Origin of the sequence: Micromonospora eburnea (genome assembly GCF_900090225.1) — a bacterium.
GTDB lineage: Bacteria > Actinomycetota > Actinomycetes > Mycobacteriales > Micromonosporaceae > Micromonospora > Micromonospora eburnea.
The window spans coordinates 4,208,042-4,234,871 of the sequence record NZ_FMHY01000002.1 but is presented as its reverse complement, the minus strand read 5'-3'; the positions used below and the strand labels follow the sequence as shown (position 1 = coordinate 4,234,871).

Below are 26,830 nucleotides of genomic sequence, written 5' to 3'. Positions count from 1 at the left end.
GGGAGGTGTGGCGGCCGCCATGCCATGCCCCCGACCGGGCGTCCCGCCTCGCAGCAGGTCGACGGCGAGCCGTGGCCACCGGATTGCCAAGCAGGTCCGTCACCGATTAGCGTGACAATTGTCAATGTGGTGAGGAAGGGCGGCCGCGTGCTGCGGATCCACTTCACTGCCGAGGATCTCGGCCGGGTGCGGGTGCTGTCGCAGCCCGATCCCATGTGGGAGACGGTGCTCAGCATCTTCCGCCTGCAGGACCGTGGCCTGCCGTTCGTCTTCCACGAGTGGCGCCGGGCCGTCGCGCCGGCCTGTTCCCGGGACGACCTGGCGATACTGCGTGCGTTGGTGCCGGGTGGATACTTCCCGGACTTCCTGACGCCCAGCGAAGGCCAGCTCGGGTTGGACGCCGGAATCGAGGCCCTGCTCAGCACACCCCGCTCCCGATTCCGCGCCGAGCTCGACATTCTGGCCAGCCGGCACCGGCTGCCGTCGTGGACCAGGCGACTCGCCGACGGTGACCGGGAGACCGTGCAGCGCCTCGCCGACGCGATACGTGGCCACTTCCGCTCTGCCGTCGAACCGTACTGGCAGCAGGCGCGGGCCCACATCGACGCCGACCGCGCCCGGCGCGCCCGGGCCATCCTGGACGGCGGCACCGAAGGACTGCTGAGCAGCTACCTGCCGATGATGCGGTGGTCGTCGCCGGTCCTGTCGGTCGACGTGCGACACGACCAGGACGTATACCTCGACGGCCGGGGGCTGCTGCTGGTCCCGTCGTTCATTTCGATGAGCACCCCGGACTTCCTGCACGACCACACCCTGCCGCAGGTGCTGGTGTACCCGGTCGAACACACCCGGCCCGTGTCCGCCGCGGCGTCCACGCCGCGCAGATCGCTCGCAGCGCTCATCGGCGACACCCGCACCGCGGTCCTGGAGGGTATCGGCGAGGGCAGCAGCACCACCGAGCTGGCCCGCCGGATCGGGGTCAGCGCCGCGTCGATCAGTCAGCACACCGCGGTGCTGCGCAGCGCCGGGCTGATCCGTACCGGCCGCGTCGGCAAGGCGGTCCTGCACACCCTGACGCCCCTCGGGGAAGCGCTGCTCAGGCCGGGACTCGCGACCACGGCGTAGCGGCCACCGGCGCCATGTCGATGACTCGTGACCGAGCGTCAGGCGCTCAACGCGGGCCGAAGAAGCCCCATTCGCGCGCCAGCGTGACCAGCGCGACGTACGACACGAGTCCCATCGGCAGGGCAACGAGAAGCCGGACATACACCGGGCCCCAGGTGTCCGGCCCCGCGATGGTGGCCCGCTTGTGCGGGCGCGCGGCGTCGTAGCAGACCCGCACCGGTGCCCCCTCCTCGTACCCGAAGGCGCCCGGCCGATCCTTGAACTCGACGGTCTCGCCGTCGGCCGTGCGAAAGGCGAAGGTGAACTCGGGGTGAGAGTTGCCCATCGCCGAGCCTGCGCTGGCACTGTGGATCATCTGGCGCTTCGCGCACCACCCCCGGGTCCGCCTACCACGCAGCACCAACCTGACGATGATCAGTACGCGGCGCAGGAGCACGAGGCACGTCGCCCCGCACGCCAGGCCGGCGACCAGGAAGGCGCTCTCCATGGTCGTCACACGGCCACCTCCTTGTCGTACTCGGTGTCAGCACCGATCGGCGTCCTGGCTGCTGACCTGACGGGCGCAGTCTAGTTGATCTTGCCGGTCCGCTGGGGGTCCGGCGAGACAGTCATCGAGGGCGGGGTTGCCCGAAGCAACGTGAGAGACTACTTTCGAAACATGTCTCTCAAAAATCCGTACGGCGATGTGGAGTTGACCGGTCCGCAGGCGCTGCGGGCGTTGGCTCATCCGGTACGGCTGGCCCTGCTCGATCGGTTGCAGCGACACGGTCCCGCGACGGCCACCCAGCTCGCACCGCACGTCGGTGCCACACCGTCGGTCGTCAGCTGGCACCTACGGCACCTCGCCACCTTCGGGCTCGTCACCGACTGGGACGGCGCGACGAGTAAGCGAGAGCGGTGGTGGCAGGCGGCAGCGAAGGGCTTCCGCTTCACCACGCCGGAGGACGCGGAGGGCCGGGACGCGGCCCGGCACCTGCTCGCCGAGATGTTCGCCCGGTCCGCGGAGGCGCCCCTACAGTGGTCGATGCGGGACGAGCCGCGGCTGGATCCCGAGTGGCGGGCCCTGGCGGGGATGGCGGACACCCGGTTCGCCGTCACCGTCGACGAGTTGCGGCAGCTCGAAGAAGCGATCGAGGCGCTGCTCGCGCCGTACGTGCGACGTAAGGACGGCCCACTGCCGGACGGTGCGCAGGTCGTGCGGATGCTGCGGTATCTGCTGCCGGAGCCCGGCGACGACTCGGCGGCGTCATGACCGTCACCAGCACGGCGCCCCCGGCGGCCCTGCGCGACAATCGGCGGTTTCGGACGTTCTGGATCGGCGAGACCATTTCCCAGTTCGGCGACCGGATCAGCGAGCTGGCCCTGCCGCTGATCGCTGTCACCGTCCTCGCCGCGACGCCCGCACAGGTCAGCATCCTTACCGCACTGATCTGGCTGCCCAACCTGCTGGGTATGTTCGTCGGCGCGTGGGTGGATCAGCGGACCCGCAAGCGTCGCCTGCTGATCGTGGCCGACCTGGTCCGGGCGGCGGTGCTGTTCAGCCTTCCGGTGGCCTACCTGCTGGACGCGGTTACGCTGACTCAGCTCTATCTGGTGGCCCTGCTCACCGGGGCCGGCGCGGTGCTGTTCGGCATGGCGCGCCAGGCATTCTTCGTCGCGCTCGTCCCGCCGTCGGCCTATGTGGAGGCGAACAGCAAGCTGGGCCTGAGCAGGGCGGCCTCGTTCGTGGCCGGGCCGGCCATCGGCGGCGGTCTGGTCCAGGCTCTCACCGCCCCGGTCGCGCTCTTCGTCGACGTGCTGTCCTTCCTCGGCTCCGCGCTGCTGATCGGCCGGATACCCGTGACCGAGGCCCGGCCGGCAACCCCCCGGTCATCGACGCTTGGTCTGGTCCGGGAGGGATTCGTCCTGGTACTGCGGCACCCGGTGATGCGCGCCGCTCTCGGCTGCACGAGCACGGTCAACTTCTTCACCTTCATCGCGACCGCGCTGCTCGTGCTGTACGCGAGCCGTGGCCTTGAGCTGTCGGCCGGCGCCATCGGCATCGCGTTCGGCGTCGGCGCGGTCGGTGGGCTGGCTGGTGCGGCACTGGCGCCTCGCCTCTCCCGCGCCATCGGGCTGGGCCGCACCGCGATGATCGGCGTGGTCCTCTTTCCCGCGCCCCTGGCGCTGACCGCGTTCGTGTCCGGCCCGACCTGGGCCAGAATCACGACGCTCGCCGCCATCGAGTTGTTCTCCAGCGTCGGTGTGATGCTGATGGACGTCAACCTCAACGCCCTGCTCACCTCGGTCACGCCCGACGACGCGCGGGGACGCCGGGCAGGCGCGTACAGCGCCGTCAACTACGGGATCAGGCCGCTCGGGGCCCTGGTCGGCGGCTGGCTCGGTACCACCATCGGCCTGCGACCGACACTGGTTGTCGCCGGCCTCGGCGGTGCCCTCGCCGTACTGTGGCTGGTCGCCTCTCCGGTGCGTCGCATCGCCGCCATCGGCGAACCGGCGGCTGGCACCCCTTCATGATGACGTTCGGTCTGACCGGTTGACGTGCAGCGTCATGCGACGGGGGCGGCGTCGGAGGGTGACCAGATCTCGCGTAGCGGTCGCATGCCTTCCTCGACGTAGTCGGCGATCGGACGGTCGCCCCCGTCCAGGTACCACTGTTCGAGTGCGGCGAGGTAGCCGAAGACGAGGGCGTTCGCGGCCACCCGCGCCTGCGTTTCGCTCAGCTCTCCGGTCGCCGCGATCAGCGGAGTGATCCGTTGGCTCGCCCGGTCGAGCGCGGCGCACACCGCCATCCGCACCGACGGCTCGGTGAAGAAGTAACGAACCCTGCGCCACGGGCTCCTCATGGCCCGCGACGCTCGTTCCACGTCCGCGGCCGCCTCCGGGGCGGATTCGTACGCGCGGACGATTCGGAGCAGGCTGCCGACGGGGTCCGCGGGATCCAGGATGTCTTCGAGCATCTCTCGGCTCATGTTGTCGAACTCGTCGGCGACGAGGAGCCCTTCCTTCGTGCCGAAGTAGCGGTACACCGATGACGGCGAGACCTCGGCCGCGGCGGCGATCTCCTCGATCGTGACGGCGCCGAACCCTCGCTCGTCGAACAGATCGAGAGCGCGTTCCTGGATGGTGCGCATGGCCTTGAGTCGCCAGCGCTCACGAAGCCCGGTCATGCGGCGAGGGTATCAGGGGGTCACGCGCTCCAGACAGTGACTTCCAATTGGCATTGACTCTCTGTAAGAGGCGACCTACAGTCACTTGCGCTGGAAGTGACTGTCTCTAAGGGACGTGGCGGTCGTCCCGGACCGGCGTGCGGGGCGCTCGCAAGCCTCGACGGCACCCGGACACCGCGTTCGTCGCCGACCCGTCGCACCTGGAAGGACCCATGCCATGACCAAGCTGGCGAGCAAACCGGGCAACCGAGCAGCCCTCGTAACGATGTACGTCGGCGCGGGGCTCACGGTGCTCGCCGCCGCCTCCCCGTTCATCGACCGGGCCACGACGACCGTCCTGGCCGATCACATCCGGGCGGGCTACCCGACGTACGGGCCGGGGGAGATCGACACGGCCGTCAACCTGTACACGGTGGTGCTGTCCACGATGGGGGTGCTGGGACTCCTCGGCTGGCTCGGCACCGTCTGGGCGGTCCGCGTCGGCAGAGGTTGGGCCCGCCTGCTGGCAACCGGCATGTTCGCGATCGGGGCCGGCGTCGCGATCGTGGCTGCGACCACCAAGGACACCTCGGGTGACGTCGGTCTCGCGCCGCAGCTGGGCCTGCTGCAGATCCTGCCCTGCCTCGCCGGTCTCGCGGCGGTCGTGCTGTTGTGGCGGAAAGCGGAATGATCGCGAGGCGGCCGGCGCCTCGGCGCATCGGCCGCGCCGTCGTACGGGGGGTCGGGGCGCTCAAACGCTCGATGTATCGAGGCGGACGGCCCAACACGTTCATGCGGCTCGTGAATCGTCTCGACGTCCTGCTGTACGGGTCCCGGTGGCTGTTGCCGCGCCGCACCGCCGTTCTCAAGGTGGTGGGGCGCCGCAGTAGGGCCAGCACCTCGGTCCCGGTCGCGATCACGGAGCACCGAGGTGCCGAATTCCTCGTGTCGATGCTCGGGCCGGACGCGAACTGGGTACGCAACGTCCGAGCCGCAGGCGGCATCGCGGTCCTCTGTCGTCGAGGTCGCGATATCCCGGTCGTGCTGGAGGAAGTCCCACCCGAGCATCGTGCTGAGATCCTGCGTCGCTACCTCGCCATCGCGCCGGGCGCGAGACCGCACCTCGGGCTTGAGCCGACGGCGCCGCTGGCGAGATTCCGCCAGATCGCACCTCGCCACCCCGCCTTCCGGATCGTTACGCGGCCGGCCGGCACCGACCACGTAGGAGGTGGCAGGTGAGCTTGTAGGGTCGGTGGTCGTGCAGAGGTTGGCGCTCTTCGATCTCGACGACACGTTGGTGAACCGGGGTGAGGCGTTCCGCCGCTGGGCGGCCGAGTTCTGCCGGGAACGCGGTCTGCCGGCTGCCGCCGTCGCCTGGTTGGTCGCCACTGATCGGGACGGCTGCGTACCGCGTGACTGGTTCTTCGGTGAGGTGCGGGACCGGTTCGGTCTTGCGACATCCGTCGATCGCCTGTGGGCCGACTACCGTCGGCGGATGCCGGAGCTGGTCGACTGCCGGCCCGCTCGCCACCGTCTGGATCAGTAGAGGGCAGGCGTGGCCGGCGGACCTGAGCCCGCCGGATCAGGTGTGCGGTGCCGTCGAGGATGTCGAACGCGTGTTGCTCGGCGGTGACCCGGCGGGTGTGAACCGGGGCTGACCGGGGCGGTGAGGAGGCTACCCGCCGACGCGTACTGCGCCGCGAGCCGAGTCGACGCAGTGCCGCCAGCGCTTCGGGGGAGGAGTCTGTGGCATCGCGTGGGCGAGGCCGCTGCGGTGCAGGACCGTGGTCACGGGTTGTGGCCCGGCCCGGAGGTCCCGGGCCGGGCCACAACTCGCCTTTCGATCAGCCCGACATGCGGGCGAACATGCCGGCCTCGTAGGAACCGCCCTGCTGGTGCACGATCACGGCGAGCCGGTTGGCCGCGTTGATCAGGGCGACCAGGCCGACCAGCGCCGCGATCTGGTCGTCGTCGTAGTGCTTGCGTACCTGGGCCCAGGTTTCGTCGGACACGCCCTGGTGGGCGTCGGCGAGCCGGGTGCCCTCCTCGGCGAGCGCCAGCGCGGCCCGCTCGGCCTCGGTGAACACGGTGGACTCGCGCCAGGCGGCGACCAGGTTGAGCCGGACCGAGGTCTCGCCTGCGGCTGCGGCCTCCTTGGTATGCATGTCGATGCACCAGCCGCACCCGTTGATCTGGCTCGCGCGCAGCGACACCAACTCCTGCGTGGAGTGCGGCAGCGTCGACTGCTGGATCACCATGCCGGCGTTGGCGAACCGCTTGGCGAACCTGGTGCCGATCTCGTTGCTGAACAGGTCGATACGGGGTTCCATGGCGTCGTCCTCACTCGTGGAGATGCGTGCCGCGCCGGTCCAACGGGCGGCGTCTGACGAACATGGAGATGCCGGCGGACCGATTCCTGTGACAGGGCGGCGGCGTGACGTGCGCCACGGATCGCCGGTGGGATTGGCTGGCGGCGCGTCACCCCCGGGAGCGGATCACCGGCTGTCTGCGGCCTGGCGCCACGCGGTGCACCGTCATAGAGTGATGACGATCGGTATACGTCGCGAGGAGCACGACGGTGGGGGCGATGACGGGGCGGAAAGCACTCATGGTCGTGCTGGTGGCGCTCGGCGCGGTGCCCATCGTGTCCGGGCTGGCCGGGCTCTTCATCGGGCCGGCCTTCATACCCGGCGGTGGGTCGACCCCGGTCAGCGTCGACAACAACTACCGCTTCATCGACGCCTACTGGCTGGCGGGCGGCGTCGCGCTCTGGTGGTCACTGTTCCGGCTTGCGGAGCGGGCGATCGTCACCCGGGTGATCCTCGTGATCGCGGTCGTCGGCGGGCTCGGCCGGCTGATGTCGGTCATCGCCGTGGGCTGGCCCACTCCGATGTTCGGGATCGCGCTGGTGTTGGAACTCGTCGCGCTGCCGCTCGTCGTCTGGTGGCACGCCCGGGTCGTCCGCGCCGACAGGAAGCACCGTGAGCCGGCTGCGGAAGCACAGCCGCTGGTCCGCGTCGCCGATGGCGAGCGCGGTTGACCCGGGCCACCGCCGGCACAGGAGCTGGCGTGAGGGCAAGTCTCTCGACGCCGCCTGCCATCCCCGCCGGAACCCTCGCCGCCGGCCCGCAACCGACGATTCCCGCCCCGGGTGGCCTGCTGTTGCGTCCCTGGGAGCCGCCCGACGCGCCAGTCTTCCTCTCTGCCTACCAGGACCCCGAGATCCAGCACTGGCACACCCGCCAACCCGCGTCCGAAGACCAGGTCCGTGAGTGGTTCGAGCAGTATTGCCAGGCGTGGGCGCAGGAGACGGGCGCGAGTTGGGCGGTGACCCGGGGTGGCGGTGAGGTGCTGGGGCGCATTGCCCTGGGCGGGATGAATCTCGACGACGGTGTCGCGGGGTGCGCGTACTGGGTGCTCCCCGCCGCCCGTGGCGCGGGTGTCGCCTCCCGCGCGCTGACGGCCCTGAGCGGTTGGGCACTGGGCGAGGCTGGTTTCCACCGTCTGTATCTGGATCACTCGACCCGCAACCTCGCCTCCTGCCGGGTCGCCGTCAAGGCCGGGTTTCTCCTGGAGGGCACCAAACGTAGCGATGCCGTCCACTCCGACGGCCGGCACGACATGCACCTGCACGCCCGCATCCGGGGGGATGAGCGGCTCGCCTGATGCCGGTCTCGTCAGCAGTCGGAGAGGACGTCGCCAGCCACTCCAGACCTCACCCTGACCGACTGAGCGGAGGGCGTCGCTGCGGCTCGCCACGGCTCGGTGCTGTTCCGCGAGGTCGTCACCACCGTCGGTGCACGGTGGCTTTGGTGCCGGTCACCAGGCTTGCCGGCGGAACGTCATCGGCCACGACCGCACCGGCGGCGACCACGGCGTCACGGCCGATGCTGACGCCGGGCAGGATCGTGGCACCGGCGCCGATCCACACGTTCTCCGCCACGTCGATGGGGGCGCCGGTGAGCCACCCCCGTCGCTCCTCGGGATCGACCGGGTGACCGACGGTGATGAACGTGGCCTTCGGGCCGACCATCACGCGCTCGCCGACCCGGATGCCGGCGTAGTCCAGGAACGTGCAGTTCTGATTGATGAACACCCGTTCCGCCAGGTCCAGGTTGAGGCCGTGATCCGTGTAGAAGGGCGGATAGATCGTGACTCTCGACGGCAGCGGCTTGCCGAGGATCTGTTCGAGCAGGTCTGCCTTGCCCGCTTCGTCCTCGAAGGGCAGGACGTTCAGGCGGGAGGTGAGCTCGGTGACCCGCAGGACCCTCTCGGCCATGGCCTGGAACTCGGCGCTGTGGATGCGCATGAGACGGTCGCTGGACATGCCACGACCCCTTTCTGGTGTACGGGTAACTGGACCGGACTCATCGGGCGCCGGTGCAGCCGGTCGAGTCACCGCTGTCGGGGTTGGCACCTGCGGGCATTCGCGATGTCGCTGTCGCCGGGCCGTGGCGTCGTTGCCCAGGACGGGAGCCAGGCCGGCTCAGGGAGCCTTGGCAGGCTTCCGAGGTGGGTGATGATGCCGCGGAGTCCCGGATGTGGATTCGTTCTGGGGAGGATGAGCGAGAGTGGGTAGGCCAGGGTCGGATTCACGATAGGAATGCGGCGTAGGTCGTAGTTCGCCGGCCAGAGGTACCGGTCGCGTGCCCCGACGAGGGTGGCCACGTCCGCGGATTCCGCGAGGGTGTCCAGGAGTACCTCGTCGCCGAAGTGCGGGCCTGCCGCGTCGATGCGTAGGTCGAAGTGGGTGGCGAGTTGGTCGTAGAAGTCTGCCCATTCGCTTCGGGGCGCGATACCTGGCACCCAGATCCGGTGCTTGCGCAGCTGCGGCGGCGTCAGTCTGCGCGCGGCGGCGAGCGGATGCCGCGGGCCGACGAGGAGTTCCAGCGGGGAGTCGAACGCGCGGATCATCTGCACGTCGGGCGGCAGTGTTGCCGGGTCGGTGACGGTACGGAACGAGGCGTCGATGTCCCCCGCTTCGACGGCGGCGACCGCCACGCGTGGGTCGTTGACTCTGAGGGTCACCACGTCGAGGTTGGTCTCGGGATGTGACCGCCAGTAGTCGTGCAGGACGACGGCCTGTGCGCTTCGCAGGCCGAGAACGTCGATCCGAAGGGCCCGGGAGCCCGGCCTGACCGCGGTGATGGCGCGTTCGACCCCCGCGACGATGCTCCGCGCGTGGGGGAGAAACGCCTGACCATCGAGGGTCAGCTCGACCCCTCGGGCGGTACGGGTGAACAGGCGCACTTCCAGCTCGCGTTCCAGGGCGGCGATCCGCTTGGAGACTGCCTGCTGTGTCACGCCCAGCTCATCGGCCGCATGTTGGAACTGCCCGAACTCGGCCGCCCGGACGAACGATCGCAGTGCCTCGGTGTCCACTGACTCATCCTAGGCGTGCCCAACCAATCGTTGTGGCTCGCCGATGGTGCGGTTGTTTGGTCGCGCTCCGACGTGGTGGAGTGATCCGGGTATCCGAAACCAGCGGTTGTCGTGACGAGTCATGTTCTGGCTCGTCACCGCCGTGACGGAGGCAGCTGACCAACGCTGCCGGCCGGCTGCAACCCGTCGACGAACGCGGCGAACTCGGCCCGCTGCTCCTGCGTCATCGGGCCCTTCGGGATCGTGACCGCCTGGACCCTGCCGAACATGACGTACCAGACCTCGGGGGTCTCGATGACGCGGCCGAGGCCGGCCCACCGAAGCCGCGACTCGGCCAGCGGATAGGCGAGGGTGACCCACTCGTCGTCCAGGATCAGGTGATGCCCGTCCCGGATGGCGTTGGACTGTATACGCATCGACCAGGCCACCGTTATCGGTGCGATGGCGGACACCAACAGCACTCCGAGGACCAGGGCGACGTAGGCCAGTGGCCTTGACGGGTCCAGAGCCACCGGGGCGAGACCGAGAACGATCAGCACTCCGCCCAGGATGCGGATGGATCTCAGCTGTGGACGGAGGATGAACCGGAGGGTACGGCGGAGCTGCCTCTCGTCGTAGGGGACCCACATGGAGATCTGCATCGCCGCATCCTAGGTCCAGGATCAGGGGCCCGGCCGGTGCCGGGCACCGCCTGACGGTCGGGGGTGGCCGTCGTCTCCCATCAACGGACACCCCCGGCCTCGACCGGTGCTCAGGCTGCGGCCGCGTGCATCGCTTGCCAGGCGTTGTATCCACCGAGGAGGTCGGAGACGTCTGGGTGGCCGGTGTTGCGCAGGAGGCTGGCGGCGACGGAGGAGCGGTAGCCGCCGGCGCAGTGCACGACGATGGGTCGGTCGGTTGGTACCTCGTCGATCCGGCGGGTCAGTTCGGCGAGGGGGATGTGTAGTGATCCGTTGATGGCGCCGTGTTCACGTTCGCTGTTGTTGCGGACGTCGAGCACTACCGGTGGTTCGGCGGTGTCGAGGGCGGTACGCAGGTCGTGGGGGTGAGTCGGCTGGCGCGGGTCAGGTCGGCGGCCATTTCCAGGAAGGCGGGAGGTATATTCCGGGCCGAAGGTCCCGCCCCTCCGGGGCGGGCCGAAGGTCCCGTCCCTCCGGGACCCCCGACCCAGGGTCACGCCAGGCCGCGCAGCATCCCGTGCCAGTACATCGCCGGCAGGCCGTGGCGCTTGAGCAGCCACATGTCGTAGCGCGGCCGCATCGTGTCGATCAGTGGGAAGCTCGGCTGCGGGCGGAGCTCGTAGTCGAACTCGGCGAGCAGCATCCGGTTGTGGGCGGTCACCAGCGGGCAGGAGGTGTAGCCGTCGTAGCGGGCGGTCGGCGTCTCGCCCCGGCGCGTCGCGAGCAGGTTGGCCACCGCCACCGGTGCCTGCTTGCGGATGGCCGCCCCCGTCTTGGAGGTGGGCAGGTTTGCCACGTCGCCGAGCGCGAAGACCTCCGGCCAACGGGTGCTCCGCAGCGTGTGCCGGTCGACCGCCAGGTAGCCGAACGGACTGGCCGGGTCGGCCAGCGGGCTGCCCTTCAGCCAGTCCGGCGCGCTCTGCGGTGGTACGGCGTGCAGCAACTCGTAGTCGACGGTTTCGCTGGTGCCGGAGGCGTTGTCCAGGAGGACCGCCCGCCGGCTGTCGCCGTCGACCTCGACGAGCTGCGACTCGTACCGCACCTCGATGCCGTAGCCCGCGGCCACGCCCTTGAGGACCTTGGCCCAGTCCGGCTGGCTGAAGATGGTCGCCGTGGGCAGCACCAGAATGATCCGGATGTCGTCCAGTACGCCCTGCCGGCGCCACCAGTCGGCGGCGAGGTAGGCGATCTTCTGCGGCGCGCCGCCGCACTTGATGGGTCCGGGCGGCATGGTGAAGATGGCGGTGCCACCGCGTACTGCCCGGATGAAGTCCCAGGTGCGGGGGGCGAGGTCGACGCGGTAGTTGCTGGACACCCCGCGCCGACCGACCGACTCCGCCAGCCCGGGCACCGCGTCGAAGTCGAGCTGGAGCCCGGGCGCCATGACGAGCTGGTCATAGCGGATCTTCTCCCCGCCGGCGAGCGAGACGCTCCGATTGTCCGGGTCGACTGCGGTGGCGCGGTCCCGGATCCAGGTCACGCCCTTCGGGACGAGCTTGTGGGTCGGCCGCGCGGTTTCCTCCGCACTGGCCTGGCCGCCACCCACGAGCGTCCAGAGTGGCTGGTAGTAGTGCTGCCCGGCGGGCTCGATCAGGACGACGTCGCGCACGTCCGCCCGGCGCAGCCGGGCGGCGACGCTGATGCCGGCGGTGCCACCGCCGACGATGACCACTTCGTGATGCCGTACCGCGGTCATGAGACCTCCCATGGAGAAGGGACGCCGCCGGCGTGCTGCCGAGCGACGAGGAATGGTTCAGGCCCGGCTGCCCTCGCTCAGAGGGTGGCCCGCACGGGCCCACGCCGCCGTGCCGCCAGCGACCGATCGGGCATCGATCCCGGCGCGTTCGAGCAGTTCCGCGCCCACCTGGCTGCGGTTGCCGCTGGCGCAGATGACGTACACCGTGCCGGGTCGGGGCAGGTCCCGGATGCTGGCGGGCAGGTGGCCCAGCGGGACGCACCGGGCGCCGGGGACGTGGCCGCCGACGTACTCGGCGGGTTCCCGTACGTCGATCACCGTCGCGCCGTCGGCGTGGGCGGCGGCGAAGGCCGCGAGGTCGACCTGTCGCATGCTCTCACTCCTTTGACTGGATACCCCCCGGGGTATAGCCTCGACCATAGCGCGTCGGTTCACCCCGCCGCCAGAGGTGTGGCGGTCGGCGTGGCGGGAATTCATACCCCGGGGGGTATGTTGCTATGATCGCTGGCGGCGATCCGCGTAAGAGGCCGTTCGTGGCTCTGGCGCGGCGTCGAGACCGCCGGCGGTCCAGCGTCTGGGGGTGATACCCCCTTGGGTATGTTTGGTGGCGGGAGGTGGCGACATGAAGCTGCGACCGGAGATGACGAGCGACGCGTTGACTCGGCTCAAGCGGGCGCGTGGGCAGCTCAACGCCGTGATCGAGATGATGGAGGAGGGTCGGGACTGCCAGGAGGCGCTGACCCAGCTCGCCGCCGTGTCCAAGGCGATCGACCGGGCCGGCTACAAGATCATCGCATCGGGGCTGCGGTACTGCTCGGCCGCGCGTGACCGCGGCGAGCAGCCGGAGATGACCGAAGAGGAGCTGGAGAAGCTGTTCCTGGCCCTGTCGTGACCCGCGGCGTCTGACGTTGCGCCCAGGCCGTGAATCACGGCCTGGGCCGCCCGGCGCGCGCTGAGTTCGGCCAAGAGAAGCGACTGACCTTTGCATACCCCCGGGGGTATGTGGTGCAGGAAAGGAGAAGGCGAATGGCAGTGCAGGTGTCGGTCATCTCGACCTCGTCCCTGGGCGACCGCAGCTACCTGGCCACGGATGGCCGGGTGGCGGTGGTGGTGGACCCGCAGCGGGACATCGATCGGATCGTCTACCTCGCCGGCGAGCGGGGTGTGCGGATCACCCATGTCGTCGAGACGCACATCCACAACGACTACGTCTCCGGTGGCCTCGAACTGGCCCGGATGACCGGTGCCCGGTACCTGGTCGCCGCAGCCGACGAGGTCGGGTTCGACCGGATGCCGGTCGCCGACGGTGACGTGGTCGACGTATCGGACAGAATTCGCATCCGGGTGGTGGCCACGCCGGGGCACACCTTCCACCACCTGTCGTACGTCCTCGACGAGGCCGGCGACAACAGCTGGTCCCCGGCCGGGGTGTTCACCGGCGGCTCGCTGCTGTTCGGCACCACCGGCCGCACCGACCTGCTCGGCCAGCAGCACGCCCACGACCTGGCCCACCACCAGCACGCCTCCGCACGGAGGCTGGCCGACCTGCTGCCCGACGGCGCGCAGGTGTGGCCCACCCACGGCTTCGGTAGCTTCTGCTCGGCGAGTCAGGCCGACGCGCCGGAGTCGACCATCGGCCGGGAGAAGCAGGCCAACCCGGTGTTCCGGCTGGCCGCCGACCGGTTCGTCACCGAGACCCTCGCCGGCCTCGACGCCTACCCGGCGTACTACGCGCACATGGGCGTGGCCAACGCCGCCGGTCCGGCCCCGGTGGACCTCACCCCGGTCGCCCGAGCCGACGCGGACGAACTGCGCGCCCGGATCGCCGCGGGGGAGTGGGTGGTCGACCTGCGTCACCGCAAGGCGTACGCCACCTCCCACCTGGCCGGCACGGTCAGCCTGGGGCTGGACGGGCCGATGTCGACGTGGCTCGGCTGGCTGATCGAGTGGGGCGTCCCGATCACCCTCCTGGCGCAGACACCCGAGCAGGTCGCCGACGCCCAGCGGGAACTGGTACGGATCGGTATCGACCGACCCGCCGCCCAGGCCACCGGGCAGCCCGAGCAGTGGGCGAGCGACCCAGCCGATCTGCGCCGGCTGACCGTGGCCGACTTCCCGGCCCTCGCCGCCGCGCAGGCCGGCGACACCCCGGCCGGGCTGCCAGCTCCGCAGGTCGTTCTCGACGTGCGGCTGACCAACGAGTGGAGAGCCGGCCACATCGACGGGGCCCTGCACGTCCCGCTTCCCGAACTGCCGAAGCGGCTGGCCGACATCCCCGCCGGGACGGTGTGGGTGCACTGCGGCTCCGGCTACCGCGCCACCGCCGCCGCGTCCCTGCTCGCCAACGCCGGCCGCGAGGTCGTCCTGATCGACGACATGTTCGGCCAGGCCGAGCAGGCCGGAGTGCGGATGGCCCCCACCGCCTGACCGCCGCGCTGCCCGGCAAACGACGCCGGGGACCCGGTAGGCGCCACCCGGACCCGGGCGGCGCGGCCGACCGGGCGGGCCGGACAGCACGGCCCGCCCTCCCACCGACGCACCTTTACCAGAGGAGACCCATGACCACGCCCACCCCCTCGACCCTCGACGCGGCGACCCTGCGCGAGCTGATCGCCGCCGGCCGGCCGCCTCGGCTGCTCGACGTGCGCACCCCGGGCGAGTTCGAGACCTTCCACATTCCCGGCGCCTACAACGTCCCGCTGGACCTGCTCAAGGAGCACCGCGACGAGCTGCGCAACCACCTCGACGAGGACGTCGTGCTGATCTGCCGCTCCGGCGCCCGTGCCACCCAGGCCGAACAGGCCCTCGCCGCCGTCGGCCTGCCCAACCTCAAGGTCCTCGACGGCGGCATGCTCGCCTGGCAGGCGGCCAACGCACCCATCAGGCAGGGCAAGCAGCGCTGGGACCTGGAACGACAGGTCCGCCTCGTCGCCGGCTCCATCGTCCTGGCCAGCGTGGTGGGTTCGGTGTTCGTGCCGGGCCTCAAGTGGGTCGCCGGATTCATCGGCGCCGGGCTGACCTTCGCCGCGATCTCCAACACCTGCGCCATGGGCATGCTGCTCAGCAAGCTGCCCTACAACCGGGGCGCCAGCTGTGACCTGGACAGCATCGTCGGCCAACTGCGCGCCGGAAAACAGTCGTGACCGCCCTCGCTCTCGCCCTCACCATCGCCGGAGCGGTACTGATCGGCGTCAGCCTCGGCCTGCTCGGCGGCGGCGGCTCCATCCTCGCCGTACCGCTGCTGGTCTACGTCGCCGACCTGCCGGCCAAGGAGGCCATCGCCACCTCCCTGCTCGTCGTCGGCGCCACCAGCGCCGTCGGTGTCCTGCCACACGCCCGCGCCCACCGGGTGCGGTGGCGTACCGGGCTGGTCTTCGGCCTCGCCGGCATGACCGGCGCCTACGCCGGTGGTCGGCTCTCCGCGTTCATCCCGGCGGGGGTCCTGCTCACCGGCTTCGCGATCATGATGCTGGCCACCGCGGTCGCGATGATCCGCGGGCGGCGCAGCGCCGAGGGCAAACCGGTGCCGCACGAGCTGCCGGTCTTCCGGGTCATCCTGGACGGCGTCGTCGTCGGGCTCGTCACCGGCCTGGTCGGCGCCGGCGGCGGCTTCCTCGTGGTGCCCGCCCTCGCCCTGCTCGGCGGCCTGCCGATGCCGGTCGCGGTCGGCACCTCCCTGGTCGTCATCGCCATGAAGTCCTTCGCCGGCCTGGCCGGCTACCTCTCCAGCGTGCAGGTCAACTGGGGGCTGGCTGCCGCGGTCACCGCAGCCGCCATCGTCGGCAGCCTGCTCGGCGGACGGCTCGCCGGACGGCTGCCGGCCGACCTGCTCCGCAAGGCGTTCGGCTGGTTCGTCGTGGTGATGGGCGTCTTCGTCCTCGCCCAGCAGCTCCCCGGGGAACTGCGGTCCAACCCGCTGCTCTGGGCGGCTCTCTCGGTGGTCACCGCCGCCGTGGTGGTCGCCATGCTCCGACGGCGTCGTGGCCGACGATCCGGCCGCCACGCCGAGCGCGACCTCGTGGTCACCGGCCAGCGCTGACACCAGCGGGACGTGACGGTGGGCACCAGCGCCTCAGCCGTCACGTCCCGCCGCCGTGGTCGGCGGCGCCCACCGGTGGCTGTCCCGGTCCGAACGGCGATCTGACGAGGAGATGTGTTGACGAACCCGAACGTGGGAAACACCCCGGCCGCCCCGGCCCGCCCCATCGTTCTGGGCCTGCGCCAGAACGCGGCGCAGTTCATCCTGCTCGTCGCGGTCAACGCGCTCGTCGGTGGGATGCTCGGGCAGGAACGTACCGTCCTGCCGTTGCTCGCCACGCGGACGTTCCACCTCAGCGCCTACACCGCCGCACTGACGTACATCCTGGTCTTCGGTGTGGCCAAGGCCGCCACCAACTACTTCGCCGGCACCTGGTCCGACCGCTACGGCCGCAAACCCGTGCTGGTCGCCGGTTGGTTGATCGCCGTCCCGGTACCACTGCTGCTGATCTGGGCGCCGAACTGGGGATGGATCATCGCCGCCAACGTGCTGCTTGGCATCAGCCAGGGGCTGACCTGGTCCACCACGGTGATCATGAAGATCGACCTGGTCGGTCCGGCCCGGCGTGGGTTCGCGATGGGGCTCAACGAGGCCGCCGGCTACGGAGCGGTCGCCGCGACCGCCCTGGCCACCGGATACCTTGCCGAGGCGTACGGGCTGCGCCCGGCGCCGTTCCTGCTCGGCGTCGCGTTCGCGGCGCTCGGGCTCGGCCTGTCACGGTTCGTGGTGCGGGAGACCCGTGGTCACGCCCACCTCGAAGCCGCCAACCACGTCGCCCGTGCCGACGGCCGCCACGACCACCTGCATCACGAGCTGAGCAACCGGCAGGTGTTCGCCCAGACCAGCTTCCGCGAGCCCGCGTTGTCGTCGGCGAGCCAGGCCGGACTGGTGAACAACCTCAACGACGGCCTCGCGTGGGGACTGTTCCCCGTGCTCTTCGCCGCCGCCGGGCTCTCCGTCGGGCGCATCGGCGTCCTGGCGGCGCTCTACCCGGCAGTCTGGGGCGTCGCGCAACTGTTCACCGGTGCACTGTCCGACCGGTGGGGACGTAAGTGGTTGATCGCCGCCGGCATGTGGGTCCAGGCCGTCGGCCTGGCGCTGATCGCCCTCGGCGATGCCTTCGGGATGTGGGCGGTCGCGGCGGCCCTGCTCGGCGCCGGCACCGCCATGGTCTACCCGACGCTGCTGGCCGCCATCGGAGACGTCGCCCATCCGGCCTGGCGGGCCCGCTCCGTCGGCATCTACCGGCTCTGGCGTGACGGTGGGTTCGCCGTAGGCGCCCTGCTCGCCGGCGTCGTCGCCGACGCCCTCGGGGTACGCGCGGCGGTCTGGACCGTCGCCGCCCTCACCGCCGCGTCCGGGCTGATCGTCGCCGTCAGAATGTACGAGACCCACCAGCGCCTTGAGGGCCGTTAGCCCTGCCCAGCCGATCACCGTCGGTGTCCGCCCAGAACCCGGACGTCACCATCACGATCGGCGCGGACGCGTTCCTCCGCATGGCCGGCCAGGCCTGGCCCCCTGGACACGAAACCCCACGCCCGGGAGCTGACTGAGCGGGCGAGCCCGGATCAGTCGCCGTGCGGCTCCATGTCGCCCCTGGCCAGGTGCGTCCGCAGCTCATCATCCGTGGGCTCCACCAGGAAGCTGCCGTCGGGCCACAGCAGGGTGGGAATCCGACGCTCACCTTTCTGTAGCCGCCGGACCAACGTCGTCGCGGCGGAATCCTCCTCGAGGTTCACGTAGTGGTACGGGATCCCGGCGCCGTCCAGCAGTGCGCGGCTGCGGTGGACGTCGGGGCACCATCCGGTGCCGTACACCACCAACTCGGATTCGGCCGGGTTTGGGTGCGGGGCGGCGTCGCCAGTCATGTCGGCTTCCTGAGGTGAGTCGAGGACGGTTGGGTGAATATACCCCGCAAGGGTATTCGGCTCAAGGCCCCCCGACGTGGCCGCGCCGAACGCGGCAGGTGGGAGCGATCACTTGACAGTGGATACCCATGGGGGGTACACATTCGACACAACCCATACCCCCTATGGGTAGCTGAAGGAGTGGTTACGATGTCTTCCGGTTCCAAGCGGTGGTGGGCTCTCGGGCTGATCGCCCTCGCCCAGTTCATGGTCATCATGGACACCTCGATCATCGGTGTCGCGTTACCTCGCATCCGGACCGACCTCGGCTTCTCGCCGCAGAACCTGTCCTGGGTCTTCAACGCCTACGTCGTCGCGTTCGGCGGCCTGCTGCTGCTCGGCGGCCGGCTGTCCGACCTGTTCGGCGCCCGGCGGATGTTCGCCACCGGCTGGGCCGTCCTTCTCGTCGGCTCGGCGGCGGCCGGCCTCGCCGACAGCGTCGCCGTCGAGCTGGCTGCCCGCGCCGTGCAGGGCGCCGGGGCTGCCTTGATCGCCCCATCGGCGTTGACGCTGTTGATGATGCTCTTCGGCGCCCAGCCTCGGGAACTCACCAAGGCGCTGGCCCTCTACGGCGCGGCCGCGCCGGCCGGTGGCACCGCCGGGGTATTCCTCGGCGGCGTCATCACCGAGTACCTCAGCTGGCCCTGGGTCTTCTACATCAACATCCCGATCGCGGTGCTCGCGCTCGCGGCCACCCCGGCGCTGATGCCCGCCGGCGGCGCGCGCCGTGGCTCGTTGGACGTCCTCGGCGCGCTCACCGTCACAGTCGGGCTCGGCGCCGCCGTCTACGGCATCGTCCGCGCCCCCGAGGTCGGCTGGGCCTCCGGGCAGACCTGGCTGGTCCTGGCCGGTGCCGTCGTCGCCCTGGCCGGATTCGTCGCGGTCCAGGCGGCCCGCCGGGAGCCGCTGATGCGGCTGTCGATCTTCCGGGCCCCGAACCTCGCCGCCGCGAACATCGCCCAACTGCTGCTCGGCGCGGCGTGGATCCCGATGTGGTTCTTCCTCAACCTCTACCTGCAACAGGTCCTCGGCTACAGCGCCTTCCCCAGCGGCGCCGCGCTGCTACCGATGACGATCCTCATCATGATCGGGATGATCTTCCTCGCGCCGCGGGCCATCGCCCGGTTCGGGCCCAAGCCGATGGTGGTCACCGGCCTCGCGGTCCTCGCCATCGGACTCGGCTGGCTCGCCCTGGTCCGCCCCCACGGCAGCTTCGTCGTGGACGTCCTGCCCGCCTCGCTGGTCGCGGCGCTGGGTATGTCCCTGGCGTTCATCCCGTCACTGGGCACCGCCATCTCCAGCGCCCGCCCGGAGGAGGGCGGCCTCGCCTCCGGCATCGTCAACACCAGCTACCAGGTCGGCTCGGCGCTCGGCCTGGCCGCCATGACCGCGGTCGCCGCCTCCGCCGGCGCCGACCGGCTCGGCGACCTGCCCGCGCTCACCGAGGGCTACTCCGCCGCCTTCGTCGGCGCCGGAATCATCGCCGCCGTCGGCGCCCTCATCGCCGGCCTCACCCTGCGTACGGGGAAGCCGCAGCCGGCCAGCGAGCCCGAGCCGGTGCGTGCGGGCTGACCAGTCAGGGCCCATCGGGCGTCGGCCGCCTCGCCCCTGGCTTCGCGAAGTTGACCCCACACCGCTGGGCCACGGTTCCGGCCTCGCCGTCCCGCCGCTCGTGGCGGGACGGCGAGGCCGGAACGACACGACGTACCCGGATCGCGTACCGGAAAGGCGCAGGCGGTCACCCCGCGGTGGCCGCGAGCGTCGCCGCGCTCCGGACCGCCGCCGCGAACATGCCTGACGAACAGGCGGCCGGCACCCACGCCTGGTAGAACACCGCCCGGGGTCCGCCGCCGCGCTCGCCACGACCCGATCAGGCACCCGTGGTGGCGTGCGAGGAGGTCACCGGCTTCGACTCGGGCGAGCCGTGCTGGCGCAGGACGATGCTGAGCAGGATCAGCGCGGCTACGGCCAGAAACTCGCTCTGCCAGTTCTGCATGGACTGGAACCAGAAGTCGCTGGTGCCCAGGAACTGCCAGGCACTGATCGGCTCCGCCCCGCTCTGGAGCAGCTGCTCCTCGTTGTAGTTCGCCACGCCACCGAACAGGTGCCCGAGGAACGACCCGGCGAAGATCATCAAGAGGGCGATGGAGAGGCTGTTCCGGTAGACCGTGAGCACCCAACCGCCGACGTGCACGGGCCAGGGTGACCCGGAGGTGGCGTTCTCGACCTGGTCGTCAGGCCGGTCACCCTGCTCCGGCTTGGACTCCGAGGATCCCCGCTGCACCAGGTACGCGGTGAGCAGAACGTACCCGCCCATCTGGAGAAACTCCGACTCCCAGTTCTCGAACGTCGCCTCCGCCAGATGGCCGGTACGCAGGTACTCCAGATACGACAGCGCGTGCCGGCCGTACAGGGTCAGCTCCTCGTTGTGCACTCGCCAACCGAACACGCTCTGCAGGACCCAGAAGATCACGAACGCGCCGAGCATCGCGATCGACAACGCATGCCCACGAAGCCATCGGCGCATGTGTGCCTCCCTACCTCCAGCCTGCCTACCTGCGGAAAGGTTCCCTGGGCACACCGGGGCGAAACCGCCTCGTGGTGATCGGCGGTGACGTGCGACCGACGCGGCGTCCCCCGGGGGTCGCGAGCCGGTCGGTAACCTGGACGCGTGCCCCCGCGCCTCCCTCATCCCGACCCTGGCGTGCCGGATGCGAGGGGTCCGATGTGGTACATCTGGTGGCTGGTCCGCTGCCAGCCGTGGCGGGTGCTGCGCGGCAGCCTGATCGGCACGGCCTGGATGCTCGGGTTGTCGGTACGGCCGTACCTCGTCGCCCGCGCCATCGACGACGGGCTACGCGCACGCGACCACCGGGCGCTGCTGTGGTGGGCGATCGCCGTCGTCGTCGCCGGGGTGGGTCTGGCGTACCTGGGCATCATGCGGCACCGCACGATGACGTTCGTGCGGGAGGACGCCTCGGCCCGCTCCGCGGCCGTCCTGCTGCGTCAGCTCTCCCGCATCGGCGCCGTGCTGCCCCGCCGGCTCGCCGCCGGGGAGGTGGCCACCGTCGGCGGCACCGACATCACGCACACGTCGGCGGTGCTGACCATGACCGGGCCGGGCGTCGGAGCGGTCCTCGCGTACGCGTTCGTCGCCGTCGTACTGTGGTCGGTCTCCCCGTTCCTCGCGCTGTTCGTGCTGCTCGGCGTGCCCGCGGTGGCGTTGGTCGTCGGGCCGCTGCTGCGCCGCCTCGAACGGGTCGAGTCGGTCTACCGGCACCAGCAGGGCGTCCTCACCACCCGCGCCGGGGACATCGTGGCCGGGCTGCGCGTACTCGCCGGGGTCGGTGGGCGTGGGCTGTTCGCCCGCCGGTACGCCGCGCGTTCCCAGCACCTGCTGGCCGAGGGATACCGGGTCGGCGCCGTGAACAGCTGGGTCCAGGCGCTGACGATCGTGATCCCGGGCCTCTTCCTGGCCGCCGTGGTCTGGCTGGCGGCGCGGATGGCCGCGGCCGGCGACATCACGATCGGCCAGATGGTCGCCGTCTACGGGTATGCGGCGGTCCTCGTCGTGCCGGTCTGGTTCCTGATCGAGGGCGGCTACCAGATGATCCGGGGCCGGGTCGCCGCCCGCCGGATCGTCGCCCTGCTCAGCCTGACCCCGGACGACGTCGCGTCGCCGGGCGACGGGACGGGCTCTCTGCCGGCGCCGGACCACCCCGCCGAACTGCACGATCCCACCACCGGGCTGGCGGTGCCCGCCGGGCGGCTGATCGCCGTCGCCGCCGACGACCCGGCCGAGGCCAGCGCCCTGGCCGACCGCCTCGGGCGGTTCGTTGTCAGCGACGTGACCTGGGGTGGCGTGCCGTTGGCCGGGATCGCGCTCGACGAGGTACGGGCCCGGATCCTCGTCGCCGACCACGACTCCTACCTCTTCGCCGGGACGCTGCGGGAGATCCTGCGCACCCGGGCGGGCACCACCGACGCGGACATCAGCGCGGCCCTGCGTACGTCGTCGGCCGAGGACGTCGTCGACGCCCTGCCGGACGGGCTCGCCACGCCGATCGGCACCCGGGCCCGTACCCTCTCCGGCGGCCAGCGTCAGCGCATCCGCCTCGCCCGGGCGCTGCTCGCCGAGCCGGACGTCCTGCTCCTCATCGACCCGACGTCGGCGGTGGACGCGCACACCGAGGCGCGCATCGCGCGGCGACTCGGGGCGGCGCGGGCCGGGCGGACCACGGTGGTGCTGACGACGTCGCCGCTGCTGCTCGGGTGCGCCGACACGGTCGCGCACCTGCGTGACGGCCGGATCGTGGCCACCGGCACCCACCTCGGGCTGCTCGAACAGGACCCGAGCTACCGGGCGCTGGTGGCCCGGGACAGCGAGCCCGCCGACATCGACGGGGCGCTGCGGTGACCGGGCTGCCGGTCGCGGACCGGGCCGCGGTCCGCCGGGCCGCGCGCGACCTCCTCGCCCGGGACCGGCGCGCGGTCGCCACCGTGCTGGTGCTGCACAGCGCCGCCGCGGTCGCCGGGCTCGCCGCACCGTGGCTGCTGGGCAGGATCGTGGACGAGGTGGCCGCCGGTGCCGGCGTCGCCGCCGTGGACCTCCTCGCGCTCGCGATCGGCGGATGCGTGCTGGCCCAGGGGCTGCTCGCCAGGTACGCCCAGTACGCCGGTCACCGATTCGGCGAGCGTGCCGTCGCCCGGCTGCGCGAGGAGTTCGTCTCGCGGGCCCTCGACCTGTCCGTCTCCGTCGTCGAGCGCGCCGGCACCGGGGAACTCGCCACCCGCAGCTCGGTCGACGTGACGACCGTCGGGACCACGGTCCGGGACGTGGTACCCGTCATCGTCATCGCCTCGGCGCAGTTGACGCTCCTGTTCGGCGCGATCTTCCTGCTGCACCCGCTGCTCGGCCTGGTCGCCCTGACCGGGCTACCGTCGATCTTCGCGGTCACCCGCTGGTACCTGCGTCGTGCCACGCCGGCGTACCTCGCCGAGGGGGCCGCGACCGCCGAGCTGACCGAGGCGCTGACCACGACCGCCGAGGGCGCCCGCACCGTCGAGACGCTCCGCCTCGACGCCGACCGCATCGCGTACGGCACGCAGCGGATCGGTCGGGTGTGGACCGCCCGCCGGGCGACCCTGGCCCTGCGGTCGGTCTTCTTCCCGGTGGTGGAGGCGAGCTACGCGCTTCCGATCGCCGCGGTGCTGCTCATCGGCGGATTCTTCCTGACCAGGGGAGTGGTGACGCTCGGTGAGGTCGTCGCCGCCGCGCTCTATCTCCAGCAGGCGGTCGATCCGCTGGACCGGCTGTTGCAGTGGGTGGAACAGGCGCAACGCGGCTTTGCCTCGTTCGCCCGCGTACTCGGTGTCGGCCGGCAGTCCGAGCCGGACGTTGTGCCGGTCACCCCGGCCACGATCGGGATACCGCAGGCGCGCGGCACGGCGGCCACCCCGTCCGGTCAGCCACTCGTCGTGCGCGGCGCGAGATTCTCGTACGCCGACGGTCACGACGTGCTGCACGGGATCGACCTTGAGGTGCGCTCCGGCGAACGTCTCGCCATCGTCGGGCCTTCGGGGGCCGGGAAGTCCACCCTCGCCCGGCTGCTCGCCGGCATCGACGCGCCGCGCGAGGGTGTGGTGAGCCTGGGTGGCCGCCCGATCACCGACCTGGACCCGGCCGAGCGGCGCCGCCGGATCGCCCTCGTCACCCAGGAGCACCACGTCTTCATCGGCTCGCTGCGTGACAATCTCGCCTTCGCCGCGCCCGGCGCGAGCGACGAACAGATGCGCTCCGCGCTGGTCGCCGTGGGCGCCGACTGGTACGCCGACCTGCCCGACGGCCTCGACACGCAGCTCGGCGACGGCGCCCGCGAACTCGCTGCCGCCGACGCCCAACAGCTCGCGCTGGCAAGGCTCGTGCTCGCCGACCCGGACACGCTGATCCTCGACGAGGCGACCGCCGCGCTCGATCCGACAACGGCCCGGCGCACCGAGCGGGCGCTCGCCGCCGTGGTCGCCGGGCGTACCGTCATCGCCATCGCGCACCGGCTCAACACCGCGCACGACGCCGACCGGGTGGCGGTGATCGAGGACGGCCGGATCACCGAACTCGGTAGCCACGACGACCTCGTTCGCGCCGACGGCGCCTACGCCGCCCTCTGGCGCTCCTGGCACGCGGGCGACAGCGACGGCCACCAGGGTCGGGCCCGAACGCGGAAGTAGTGGCCTTCCACCGCCTGAGAGGCCACTTCACGGGTTGAGCGCGATCTTGCGAGTGGTCCGGGCCGGACGCGCCCCGCACCGGGTGGATCAGTCTTGCGCGGCGGCCATTCGTTCGCGCAGGCTCTTGGGGCGCATGTCCGTCCACACCTCGCCGATGTGGGCCAGGCAGTCGTCGCGGGCGCCCTCGAAGCCGGTGGCGGTCCAGCCCGCCGGCAACTCGCGGTCGGCGGCCCAGATCGAGTACTGCTCCTCGTGGTTCACCACGACCCGGTAGGTAAGGTCACCGTCGTCTGCGGACATCGCCATCTCCTTGTCGCCGGTTGTGCCAAGGCAGAAAATTACGCCATGGTGCACCCGACAACGAGCGTTGATTTTCCTTGGCGATCCTGATAGGACGCGCTATGTGCCGCCGCAGGTGATGGGGGCCGGAACCGCGTTCGTGCCGTTCGCGGGCAGCGCACCGTTGAAGGAGGCGTTCCGCGCGGTGACGTTGGCGCCATTGACGGTCATGGTTGCCCTGCTGCCGGCGCGCACGGTCACCTCGGGCGGGCGGTTCCGGAACGTCGGCTCGCCGGGAGTCGGGTGGCGCGCCGATCTGGCCCGTGGGCGGCGGTGGCTGGAGCGCGGGGCGAACCGAAAACCGAAGCGCCCCCACCCGGGGTGGGGGCGCCTCGTGCGGAGGTGAGGGGACATGCGGCCGGTGTGCGGTCAGGCGACAGGCGGGGCCAGGTAGGTCGTCGGCTTGCCGCAGTAGCTGGGTGGGAGAGTGATGATCGGGCTGCGGCAGACCTGGATCACGATCCGGTCGATGCCCCTCGACGTGGAGTTGTTGTCGCCCAGGGTGAACGAGACCTTCGTTACGCTGTTGTCGGCTCCCTGGGTCTGCCGGTCGACCTCCACCGCGCCCGAGTAGGCGATGTACGTGGCGGTGCTGAAGTATCTGTCGTCGGGGCAGGTGGCGGGGCCGCTGGGCACCGGCTGGTCGGTGAGCGTGCCGCTGACGGTGACGCCGGACAGCGGCAACGGCGAGGTGCCGTAGCGCCAGTCGAGGGTGCCGTCCGTGACGCCGTACGCGCAGGCGTCGCCGGAGTCGGCGTGGAACGGCTGGGTGATCGTTGCCGCGTGGGCGACGCCGGGACTGGCTGCCACTGCCAGCAGGGCGGCCAGTGGAGCCGCGAGGCGAGCTGTTCGCATCGTCGCGTCCTTTCGCGTGCGGGCCGGGTTGCCACCATGTTAAGCGATAGTTGTCTATATGAGGGTGGCTCGGTCCGCGGTGGCGACGTATCGCCGCGCCGAGCGTCACCGCTCGCTGTGCGCCACGTCCGGCACGGGTTTCGGTCCCGCGTCCCGGCGCCGGGACCCCACCGCGATGAACAGGCCGAACGCGATGCCGATCACCGCCGCGAGGAAGATGACCAGGCTCGGCGCCAGCAGTTCGGCGGCGGCGCCGGCGAGCGCGAAACCCACGCCCTGCCAGAACATCAGTCCCGCTGACTGGATGCTGAGTGCCCGGCCCCGCAGGTCCTCGGGGGCGGCGTCCAGGAGCCGACGATCCTGTCCGAGGTGGAACCAGGAGAACGTGCCGGAGATGAAGAGCGCGAGGACGGCCAACCAGATCACCGGACGCGCGACGAAGATCAGCAGCGGCACGAAGAGGCCGACGACCGCCGGATAGATCAGCCGAACCTGCCAGGTGGCGGGCAAGGCGTTGCTGGCGACGATCTCACCCAGCAACGTGCCGACCGGGATCGAGGACATCAGCAGGCCGGCAGCGAGGGGGCTGGCCTGCCAGCTCGCCGCGTACGGCACGGCGAGCGCCTCGGGCACCACGGCCAGCGCCGGCACCGCCCAGCCCAGGACCAGGATGTCCCGCAGCGCCGGCACCCGTATGACCTGGCCGAGCCCGGACAGGGAATCGCGCAGCAGCGAGTGCTGGGAGCCGCGGCCCGGCACCCCCCGCTTGCGGGTGCCGAACCGGAGGATGAGGGCCGACGCGACGAAGCAGCCGGCGTTGAGCAGCAGCACCTGGGCCGGGGCCAGCGTGGTCATGAGCAGACCGCTGATCGCGTACCCGACGGTCTGCGCGCCCTGCGCGACCATCCGCATCAGGCTGCGACCCGGCACGTACGCCGCGCCGGGCAGCACGTCCGGCAGCGTCGCCGCCCGGGCGCCGATGAAGACGGTCTCCACCATGCCGAGCGCGAGCGCCAGCACCAGCAGGGCCGCGATGGGCATTCCGCGCGCCGCCATGGTCGCGGCCAGCGCGGCGGAGACCAGGTTGCAGGCGACGAGCAGCCGGCGAGCCGGAATGCGGTCCACCAGCGCCGAGAGGAACGTCCCGCCGATGAGGTGCGGGGCAAGGACGATGGTGAAGACGATTCCGGACAGGAGCGGTGACCGGGTTCTGGTATAGACCAGCACCGTGAGGGCGAAGTTCGCCATCACGGCGCCCGCCATCGCGACGGTGTGCGCCGCGAAGACGGCTCGAAACTCGGGTACGCGGAGAGCGCTTCGATATCCGCCGTCAGTCATCCATCAACTCCGCGCACAGGCGGGTCCAGCTTCCAGTGGGAGCGGACTGAGGGTACCTCCCGTGGAAGGAGTCCCGCGAGGATGGATCCGGT

The 26,830-nt window shown here is 71.0% G+C and carries 30 protein-coding genes; 16 read left to right on the top strand and 14 right to left on the bottom strand.

Features of this window, described 5'->3' with window-relative positions; translation table 11 throughout:
• The first annotated feature begins 129 nt into the window (after window positions 1-129).
• The gene (locus GA0070604_RS18760) at window positions 130-1,125 is read left to right on the top strand and encodes an ArsR/SmtB family transcription factor (protein WP_244161989.1); all 996 of its coding nucleotides are present in this window, start codon (window positions 130-132) and stop codon (window positions 1,123-1,125) included.
• Window positions 1,126-1,171: 46 nt separating this feature from the next.
• On the opposite strand, the gene GA0070604_RS18755 is transcribed toward GA0070604_RS18760, so the two are convergent.
• Complete coding sequence (locus tag GA0070604_RS18755) at window positions 1,172-1,621, bottom strand: DUF3592 domain-containing protein (RefSeq protein ID WP_091119820.1); 450 nt, start codon at window positions 1,619-1,621, stop codon at window positions 1,172-1,174.
• A gap of 162 nt (window positions 1,622-1,783) precedes the next feature.
• Between GA0070604_RS18755 and GA0070604_RS18750 the strand changes: the two genes are divergently transcribed.
• Both GA0070604_RS18750 and GA0070604_RS18745 read left to right on the top strand, forming a co-directional pair.
• On the top strand, window positions 1,784-2,377 hold the full coding sequence (locus GA0070604_RS18750; protein ID WP_091119816.1) for a helix-turn-helix domain-containing protein: 594 nt from the start codon (window positions 1,784-1,786) through the stop codon (window positions 2,375-2,377).
• Window positions 2,374-3,642, top strand: a complete 1,269-nt coding sequence (locus tag GA0070604_RS18745) for an MFS transporter (RefSeq protein ID WP_091119813.1) — start codon at window positions 2,374-2,376, stop codon at window positions 3,640-3,642. The genes GA0070604_RS18750 and GA0070604_RS18745 overlap by 4 nt, the downstream gene beginning before the upstream one ends.
• A gap of 32 nt (window positions 3,643-3,674) precedes the next feature.
• On the opposite strand, the gene GA0070604_RS18740 is transcribed toward GA0070604_RS18745, so the two are convergent.
• Complete coding sequence (locus GA0070604_RS18740) at window positions 3,675-4,295, bottom strand: TetR/AcrR family transcriptional regulator (RefSeq protein ID WP_091119809.1); 621 nt, start codon at window positions 4,293-4,295, stop codon at window positions 3,675-3,677.
• A 217-nt stretch (window positions 4,296-4,512) separates the two neighbouring features.
• Between GA0070604_RS18740 and GA0070604_RS33065 the strand changes: the two genes are divergently transcribed.
• From GA0070604_RS33065 to GA0070604_RS18725, 3 genes are all read left to right on the top strand, one after another.
• Window positions 4,513-4,965 (top strand): hypothetical protein, encoded by a 453-nt coding sequence (locus tag GA0070604_RS33065; protein WP_208602111.1) that lies wholly within the window; start codon window positions 4,513-4,515, stop codon window positions 4,963-4,965.
• 101 nt (window positions 4,966-5,066) lie between these two features.
• Window positions 5,067-5,513: a nitroreductase/quinone reductase family protein gene (locus tag GA0070604_RS18730; RefSeq protein WP_244161988.1), complete on the top strand. Its 447-nt coding sequence runs from the start codon at window positions 5,067-5,069 to the stop codon at window positions 5,511-5,513.
• A gap of 19 nt (window positions 5,514-5,532) precedes the next feature.
• Entirely contained in the window at window positions 5,533-5,820 is a 288-nt protein-coding gene (locus GA0070604_RS18725; RefSeq protein ID WP_141721333.1) for an HAD family hydrolase, read from the top strand.
• Window positions 5,821-6,118: 298 nt separating this feature from the next.
• Here GA0070604_RS18725 and GA0070604_RS18720 read toward each other — a convergent pair whose 3' ends face one another.
• Window positions 6,119-6,604, bottom strand: coding sequence for a carboxymuconolactone decarboxylase family protein (locus GA0070604_RS18720; protein ID WP_091119802.1), 486 nt, complete (start codon window positions 6,602-6,604; stop codon window positions 6,119-6,121).
• 257 nt (window positions 6,605-6,861) lie between these two features.
• Between GA0070604_RS18720 and GA0070604_RS18715 the strand changes: the two genes are divergently transcribed.
• Both GA0070604_RS18715 and GA0070604_RS18710 read left to right on the top strand, forming a co-directional pair.
• The gene (locus GA0070604_RS18715; RefSeq protein ID WP_091119798.1) at window positions 6,862-7,314 is read left to right on the top strand and encodes a DUF4345 domain-containing protein; all 453 of its coding nucleotides are present in this window, start codon (window positions 6,862-6,864) and stop codon (window positions 7,312-7,314) included.
• Between the two features lie 29 nt (window positions 7,315-7,343).
• Window positions 7,344-7,940, top strand: coding sequence for a GNAT family N-acetyltransferase (locus GA0070604_RS18710; protein WP_091119792.1), 597 nt, complete (start codon window positions 7,344-7,346; stop codon window positions 7,938-7,940).
• 118 nt (window positions 7,941-8,058) lie between these two features.
• On the opposite strand, the gene GA0070604_RS18705 is transcribed toward GA0070604_RS18710, so the two are convergent.
• The 6 genes from GA0070604_RS18705 to GA0070604_RS18680 form a co-directional block, all read right to left on the bottom strand.
• Window positions 8,059-8,601 carry a DapH/DapD/GlmU-related protein gene (locus GA0070604_RS18705; protein ID WP_091119788.1) on the bottom strand — a complete coding sequence of 181 codons (543 nt, stop codon included), beginning with the start codon at window positions 8,599-8,601 and terminating at the stop codon, window positions 8,059-8,061.
• 68 nt (window positions 8,602-8,669) lie between these two features.
• Window positions 8,670-9,656 carry a LysR family transcriptional regulator gene (locus tag GA0070604_RS18700; protein WP_091119785.1) on the bottom strand — a complete coding sequence of 329 codons (987 nt, stop codon included), beginning with the start codon at window positions 9,654-9,656 and terminating at the stop codon, window positions 8,670-8,672.
• A gap of 134 nt (window positions 9,657-9,790) precedes the next feature.
• Window positions 9,791-10,297 (bottom strand): YcxB family protein, encoded by a 507-nt coding sequence (locus GA0070604_RS18695; RefSeq protein ID WP_091119781.1) that lies wholly within the window; start codon window positions 10,295-10,297, stop codon window positions 9,791-9,793.
• 110 nt (window positions 10,298-10,407) lie between these two features.
• Window positions 10,408-10,656: a rhodanese-like domain-containing protein gene (locus GA0070604_RS18690; RefSeq protein ID WP_244161987.1), complete on the bottom strand. Its 249-nt coding sequence runs from the start codon at window positions 10,654-10,656 to the stop codon at window positions 10,408-10,410.
• Between the two features lie 173 nt (window positions 10,657-10,829).
• The gene (locus GA0070604_RS18685; RefSeq protein WP_208602110.1) at window positions 10,830-12,032 is read right to left on the bottom strand and encodes an NAD(P)/FAD-dependent oxidoreductase; all 1,203 of its coding nucleotides are present in this window, start codon (window positions 12,030-12,032) and stop codon (window positions 10,830-10,832) included.
• Between the two features lie 57 nt (window positions 12,033-12,089).
• On the bottom strand, window positions 12,090-12,404 hold the full coding sequence (locus tag GA0070604_RS18680) for a rhodanese-like domain-containing protein (protein WP_091119775.1): 315 nt from the start codon (window positions 12,402-12,404) through the stop codon (window positions 12,090-12,092).
• Between the two features lie 250 nt (window positions 12,405-12,654).
• Here GA0070604_RS18680 and GA0070604_RS18675 point away from each other — a divergent pair, with 250 nt between their 5' ends.
• The 5 genes from GA0070604_RS18675 to GA0070604_RS18655 all read left to right on the top strand — a co-directional run bounded on the left by GA0070604_RS18675 (window position 12,655) and on the right by GA0070604_RS18655 (window position 17,487).
• A complete protein-coding gene (locus tag GA0070604_RS18675) occupies window positions 12,655-12,924 on the top strand; it encodes a metal-sensitive transcriptional regulator (protein WP_091119771.1) in 270 nt (89 codons plus the stop codon).
• Window positions 12,925-13,058: 134 nt separating this feature from the next.
• Window positions 13,059-14,459, top strand: a complete 1,401-nt coding sequence (locus tag GA0070604_RS18670) for an MBL fold metallo-hydrolase (RefSeq protein ID WP_091119766.1) — start codon at window positions 13,059-13,061, stop codon at window positions 14,457-14,459.
• A gap of 131 nt (window positions 14,460-14,590) precedes the next feature.
• Window positions 14,591-15,175: a rhodanese-like domain-containing protein gene (locus tag GA0070604_RS18665; RefSeq protein WP_091119763.1), complete on the top strand. Its 585-nt coding sequence runs from the start codon at window positions 14,591-14,593 to the stop codon at window positions 15,173-15,175.
• On the top strand, window positions 15,172-16,071 hold the full coding sequence (locus tag GA0070604_RS18660; RefSeq protein WP_091119761.1) for a sulfite exporter TauE/SafE family protein: 900 nt from the start codon (window positions 15,172-15,174) through the stop codon (window positions 16,069-16,071). Before GA0070604_RS18665 ends, GA0070604_RS18660 begins: the two co-directional genes overlap by 4 nt.
• Before the next feature lie 117 nt (window positions 16,072-16,188).
• Complete coding sequence (locus GA0070604_RS18655) at window positions 16,189-17,487, top strand: MFS transporter (RefSeq protein WP_208602109.1); 1,299 nt, start codon at window positions 16,189-16,191, stop codon at window positions 17,485-17,487.
• 152 nt (window positions 17,488-17,639) lie between these two features.
• Here GA0070604_RS18655 and GA0070604_RS18650 read toward each other — a convergent pair whose 3' ends face one another.
• Window positions 17,640-17,939 carry a glutaredoxin family protein gene (locus tag GA0070604_RS18650; RefSeq protein WP_091119757.1) on the bottom strand — a complete coding sequence of 100 codons (300 nt, stop codon included), beginning with the start codon at window positions 17,937-17,939 and terminating at the stop codon, window positions 17,640-17,642.
• A 189-nt stretch (window positions 17,940-18,128) separates the two neighbouring features.
• Here GA0070604_RS18650 and GA0070604_RS18645 point away from each other — a divergent pair, with 189 nt between their 5' ends.
• Window positions 18,129-19,550, top strand: a complete 1,422-nt coding sequence (locus GA0070604_RS18645; protein ID WP_091119754.1) for an MFS transporter — start codon at window positions 18,129-18,131, stop codon at window positions 19,548-19,550.
• A 298-nt stretch (window positions 19,551-19,848) separates the two neighbouring features.
• On the opposite strand, the gene GA0070604_RS18640 is transcribed toward GA0070604_RS18645, so the two are convergent.
• Window positions 19,849-20,505 carry a DUF6766 family protein gene (locus tag GA0070604_RS18640; RefSeq protein WP_091119750.1) on the bottom strand — a complete coding sequence of 219 codons (657 nt, stop codon included), beginning with the start codon at window positions 20,503-20,505 and terminating at the stop codon, window positions 19,849-19,851.
• Window positions 20,506-20,703: 198 nt separating this feature from the next.
• Here GA0070604_RS18640 and GA0070604_RS18635 point away from each other — a divergent pair, with 198 nt between their 5' ends.
• The gene (locus GA0070604_RS18635) at window positions 20,704-22,395 is read left to right on the top strand and encodes an ABC transporter ATP-binding protein (RefSeq protein WP_091119748.1); all 1,692 of its coding nucleotides are present in this window, start codon (window positions 20,704-20,706) and stop codon (window positions 22,393-22,395) included.
• Complete coding sequence (locus tag GA0070604_RS18630; protein WP_091119745.1) at window positions 22,392-24,206, top strand: ABC transporter ATP-binding protein; 1,815 nt, start codon at window positions 22,392-22,394, stop codon at window positions 24,204-24,206. Before GA0070604_RS18635 ends, GA0070604_RS18630 begins: the two co-directional genes overlap by 4 nt.
• 87 nt (window positions 24,207-24,293) lie before the next feature.
• Here the strand turns inward: GA0070604_RS18630 and GA0070604_RS18625 are convergent, their stop codons facing one another.
• The 3 genes from GA0070604_RS18625 to GA0070604_RS18615 form a co-directional block, all read right to left on the bottom strand.
• Window positions 24,294-24,506 carry an MbtH family protein gene (locus GA0070604_RS18625; protein ID WP_091119740.1) on the bottom strand — a complete coding sequence of 71 codons (213 nt, stop codon included), beginning with the start codon at window positions 24,504-24,506 and terminating at the stop codon, window positions 24,294-24,296.
• Window positions 24,507-24,914: 408 nt separating this feature from the next.
• On the bottom strand, window positions 24,915-25,400 hold the full coding sequence (locus GA0070604_RS18620) for a hypothetical protein (RefSeq protein WP_091119736.1): 486 nt from the start codon (window positions 25,398-25,400) through the stop codon (window positions 24,915-24,917).
• Between the two features lie 105 nt (window positions 25,401-25,505).
• Window positions 25,506-26,738 (bottom strand): MFS transporter, encoded by a 1,233-nt coding sequence (locus GA0070604_RS18615; RefSeq protein ID WP_091119732.1) that lies wholly within the window; start codon window positions 26,736-26,738, stop codon window positions 25,506-25,508.
• Window positions 26,739-26,830: the final 92 nt, after the last annotated feature.

Bases quoted from the DNA above. Each gene is read 5' to 3' on its own strand.
- GA0070604_RS18750 (WP_091119816.1), top strand. From the start codon at position 1,784: ATGTCTCTCAAAAATCCGTACGGCGATGTGGAGTTGACCGGTCCGCAG.
- GA0070604_RS18745 (WP_091119813.1), top strand. From the start codon at position 2,374: ATGACCGTCACCAGCACGGCGCCCCCGGCGGCCCTGCGCGACAATCGG.
- GA0070604_RS18740 (WP_091119809.1), bottom strand. From the start codon at position 4,295: ATGACCGGGCTTCGTGAGCGCTGGCGACTCAAGGCCATGCGCACCATC.
- GA0070604_RS33065 (WP_208602111.1), top strand. From the start codon at position 4,513: ATGACCAAGCTGGCGAGCAAACCGGGCAACCGAGCAGCCCTCGTAACG.
- GA0070604_RS18730 (WP_244161988.1), top strand. From the start codon at position 5,067: ATGCGGCTCGTGAATCGTCTCGACGTCCTGCTGTACGGGTCCCGGTGG.
- GA0070604_RS18720 (WP_091119802.1), bottom strand. From the start codon at position 6,604: ATGGAACCCCGTATCGACCTGTTCAGCAACGAGATCGGCACCAGGTTC.
- GA0070604_RS18715 (WP_091119798.1), top strand. From the start codon at position 6,862: ATGACGGGGCGGAAAGCACTCATGGTCGTGCTGGTGGCGCTCGGCGCG.
- GA0070604_RS18705 (WP_091119788.1), bottom strand. From the start codon at position 8,601: ATGTCCAGCGACCGTCTCATGCGCATCCACAGCGCCGAGTTCCAGGCC.
- GA0070604_RS18695 (WP_091119781.1), bottom strand. From the start codon at position 10,297: ATGCAGATCTCCATGTGGGTCCCCTACGACGAGAGGCAGCTCCGCCGT.
- GA0070604_RS18685 (WP_208602110.1), bottom strand. From the start codon at position 12,032: ATGACCGCGGTACGGCATCACGAAGTGGTCATCGTCGGCGGTGGCACC.
- GA0070604_RS18680 (WP_091119775.1), bottom strand. From the start codon at position 12,404: ATGCGACAGGTCGACCTCGCGGCCTTCGCCGCCGCCCACGCCGACGGC.
- GA0070604_RS18675 (WP_091119771.1), top strand. From the start codon at position 12,655: ATGAAGCTGCGACCGGAGATGACGAGCGACGCGTTGACTCGGCTCAAG.
- GA0070604_RS18670 (WP_091119766.1), top strand. From the start codon at position 13,059: ATGGCAGTGCAGGTGTCGGTCATCTCGACCTCGTCCCTGGGCGACCGC.
- GA0070604_RS18665 (WP_091119763.1), top strand. From the start codon at position 14,591: ATGACCACGCCCACCCCCTCGACCCTCGACGCGGCGACCCTGCGCGAG.
- GA0070604_RS18650 (WP_091119757.1), bottom strand. From the start codon at position 17,939: ATGACTGGCGACGCCGCCCCGCACCCAAACCCGGCCGAATCCGAGTTG.
- GA0070604_RS18645 (WP_091119754.1), top strand. From the start codon at position 18,129: ATGTCTTCCGGTTCCAAGCGGTGGTGGGCTCTCGGGCTGATCGCCCTC.
- GA0070604_RS18640 (WP_091119750.1), bottom strand. From the start codon at position 20,505: ATGCGCCGATGGCTTCGTGGGCATGCGTTGTCGATCGCGATGCTCGGC.
- GA0070604_RS18635 (WP_091119748.1), top strand. From the start codon at position 20,704: ATGTGGTACATCTGGTGGCTGGTCCGCTGCCAGCCGTGGCGGGTGCTG.
- GA0070604_RS18625 (WP_091119740.1), bottom strand. From the start codon at position 24,506: ATGTCCGCAGACGACGGTGACCTTACCTACCGGGTCGTGGTGAACCAC.
- GA0070604_RS18620 (WP_091119736.1), bottom strand. From the start codon at position 25,400: ATGCGAACAGCTCGCCTCGCGGCTCCACTGGCCGCCCTGCTGGCAGTG.
- GA0070604_RS18615 (WP_091119732.1), bottom strand. From the start codon at position 26,738: ATGACTGACGGCGGATATCGAAGCGCTCTCCGCGTACCCGAGTTTCGA.